Origin of the sequence: Vibrio ichthyoenteri ATCC 700023 (genome assembly GCF_000222605.1) — a bacterium.
Taxonomy (GTDB): domain Bacteria; phylum Pseudomonadota; class Gammaproteobacteria; order Enterobacterales; family Vibrionaceae; genus Vibrio; species Vibrio ichthyoenteri.
Genome location: NZ_AFWF01000276.1, coordinates 1 through 2,694 on the forward strand (window position 1 = coordinate 1; position 2,694 = coordinate 2,694).

The following is a 2,694-nucleotide window of genomic DNA, read 5'->3' on the forward strand; positions in this document are numbered from 1 at the left end:
ACGGCTCTTCTGTTCATGAAGAGTTATCGTTGTTTCAATAGAGCGTTTTCGACAGTTTGAACGACTTAAACAGTCTTTCGGTAAATGGGTTAATATCTGCTTCCGAATTGAGTCGATAGATCATCTGTCCACCGTCAACCGAAAACTTGAAGTCTACCGACGTTGCACTTGCCCCCACGACATCACCTTGCTCCAACAAACGGAAGAACGCCCAAGGTCCACGAATATTGATACTCCGAGGCGAGATATTATTCTTACTCGGTACCAATGTAACTTTCGAAACTGCAGAATCTCGGAAGGTGTTCGGCCAAATGAATTCAACACTGTCTCTCGGTCCATGATTGTACGCTAAGTACTGGCCATCGACATTCAGGACGCTGCGTCGCTTGTCCCCGCTCAACAGCAGTGGCTCAATGGAAAAGCTCACGTCTAGCACGCCTTTACGATTAAAGAAAGCTTGCTGAATTCGTTTCGCCTGCTTGAGTTGATCAAGCACTTCTTTGCGTACGATTGACTTACCATTTGCCCCTTCATCGGTAAACACGGAGTTATCTTCAACAAACATCTTTAGTTGATTATTATAAAAATTGTCCAATGTTCCATCTGGCGCAAAGAACGCTTCAAAATCGACAAATGAACTGTCCTTATTCGATGCTGGGTTAAACGGATAGCGGCCAGCAAGTTTGCGCTGATATGTAGTGTAGACATCTTCGTGCCAACGTATTTCTAGGTGACGAATAGCTTCTTGCTTGACGACATACCAACTTTCATCAGCCAAACGTTCAAGCATTGTATTTAACGGAGCAGGTAATCCAGATGCAATGCGTTTAACCGTGTAAATTGGGTCTGAGTTTACCAATCTGACTCGCTCTTTCGTCGCATCTAGCGCGGCCATGCCCACATCTGACGATTCTTGAATCGATTTTACGTAGTCATGTAAGCCTTCCACCGCAGAAATAACCTCATTGATGTAAGCGGGCTTGTCTCCTACGGGTGCTAACATGCTATTTAACTCAGAAAATGGCGCATCTATTTGCGAAGCTACACGATATTTTGAGCTTTTCAATAACGCCTCTTGAGCTGCCTCATCTCCCACAATATTGGTGTACATCTGAGTGTTACTTTCTAGCACACGAAGCAAGCGCTGAATGGGCTCTACGTTGCTAGTTAAGTTTTCAAGTACCACGGTCGCATCATTGATGTCATTGAAATAGCGAACATTTATTTCGTTTAGTGCAGAACGCCAAGTCTTTGTATAATCGGCGACATAGAGACTACGTACTTTGTCACGCAAAGCAATTTTGTCCGCTTCACTAAACTGCGCCGTTTTAGACAAGCCAAGCACCCAACTATCAATTAACGCAAGTTCAGAAATGCCCTCTGATTTCGGCATGAAATAATCTTCAAAGCCCTTTTTGGTTAGCATTTGTGGAATATGAATGACACTGCTATTGACCATTTGTTCTTCAAAAACCACACCAAATACCGGACCTACAAGGTTACGCAAATTGATGGATGGACCAAGAACCATTTGTGAACTCAGTTTTAGATTACGATAGACTCGCTGATCATTAGGAATTGCACTCAGTTCTGTTTGTACTTGCGCTATGACCTGGTCGTAGGGTTTCATTACCCGCTCTGCATCTTGATCGCCGGCCAAGCGATCAGCGGTCAAGTCTGTATGGCGCATTGCGTATTCTAGATGATTTTTGAGCGTGGTCTGAATATCACGCTGACCACCGAACTCTTGTTGCCAATATTGCGCAAAGTAGTCCAAAACGTAATTTTGATAACGACCACTCTTATCAACCATCATGCGATAGACGCGCAGTACAGCCAATTTTTCATCATCGGTTGTGGCTCGATTGATTTCAACCACCAGATCGGCCATCAACAAGGGTAAAAATCGATTTTCTAATAGATTGAGATACGTTTCTTCGACCATTGGCCCAATGGTATGCCCTTGATACAAGCCAAAGTCAGAGATGTATTTAGGCTTGTCACGGAAAAAACCAAACTCCAATGTTGCTTCACGTATTTTGTTTAATGGTTCCAGCATTTCCTGCTGGGATGTCGAGTAAACGTTCTCCGACAATTCACCCTTATATTCATTAACTTTGGATAAGACAGCATCTGCATGTCGAATATTACTCAAATAGTATTGATGCCACGTTCCCACCAGCAACACGGTTACAATCGAACAGGCAACCACCGTTAACCCCATCACACGGCGGTTGTGCTTGGTGACGCGCACATTATCTGAAGCCAATCCCGCTTCAGGATAGATCACGTTGTTGAACAATTTTTGCGTAAAATAAACGGTGGAATTTTTCGCTTGTTGGGCTTTGTTTATTGCATGACCCAATCCGTATCTGCGCGACGCTGCATCATCAAAAGCGTTGGTAGGAACCCCCTGTTGATACACAGAGGTAAAGTAGACACCTCGGACTAACGCGGAGGTGGAAAATTGATCACTTGCCAATGCTTCGCTTAAGAATTTAACTAAAATTTCCTTCAATCCAGAAATTTGACGAGTAAAGCTGTAAATCGCGTTGCGATCTTCAAGCGTCATTGGACCAGAAACAGCATGAGGCAAAACATCATTGATACGAGTAATAAAATCACTGTATTCAGCGGAAAATTCACCTAACCAATTGTCTAAATCATCGACGGAATCCAGCGAGAAGGTAAAAC

Annotated in this window: 1 protein-coding gene; it reads right to left on the reverse strand. The window is 43.6% G+C overall.

Going from position 1 to position 2,694, the window contains the following annotated elements:
• Positions 1–34 precede the first annotated feature (34 nt).
• The coding region (gene tssM / locus RH85_RS18245) for a type VI secretion system membrane subunit TssM (RefSeq protein ID WP_006714194.1) at positions 35–2,694 on the reverse strand (2,660 nt) is incomplete at its 5' end.